Annotated in this window: 1 pseudogene; it reads left to right on the top strand. The window is 63.5% G+C overall.

The annotated features are described in order from the left end of the window. Positions 1 to 27: 27 nt before the first annotated feature. Positions 28 to 512 (top strand): annotated as a pseudogene (locus MF4836_RS34650) (T6SS effector BTH_I2691 family protein); the annotation flags it as partial.

Raw genomic sequence — 512 nt, 5'->3', positions numbered from 1 at the left:
GCCACCACCAACGCCAGTAATGCCCTGATGCAACAGCTGTCGGCACAGACCCAGACGCTGATCGGCCATGTGCACAGCGCGGCCTTTCTGCGCTACGCCGGCCAGCAGGTGACCCAGGTTGTGGTGTCCCTGAGGCTTGGCGAATACCTGTCCCTGCTCAACGAGGCGATGCAAGAGCGCACCGATCAATTCATCACCCAACTCGACCAGAAGTTTCGCAAACCCGCAGAGCGAAAGATCCGCGCCATGGTGGTGAGCGGCGCCATTGCCATCGCCGTGTCCGGCAACCACGGCAAATTGGTCGACGTCATGCTCTGGTCCCTGGAAAGCGCCCAAGACCTGCAAGCCCGCCTGGAAAAACTGCGGGCCAATGCCAGCACCAACGTTACAGAGGCGCTGCGCAGCGTCAGCATCGGCGCCGCCACGCTCCACAGCGGCAGCACCCGGCTGCTGCATACGCTGGCTATTGGCGTGGACGACGCCCAAGCGCTGGCCAGAGGCGCCATGCAACG

It is taken from the genome of Pseudomonas sp. MF4836 (genome assembly GCF_002018875.1).
In the GTDB taxonomy this organism is placed as follows: Bacteria; Pseudomonadota; Gammaproteobacteria; order Pseudomonadales; family Pseudomonadaceae; genus Aquipseudomonas.
Note: the sequence above shows the minus strand (reverse complement) of the source record. Positions and strands in the feature narration are given on the sequence as shown.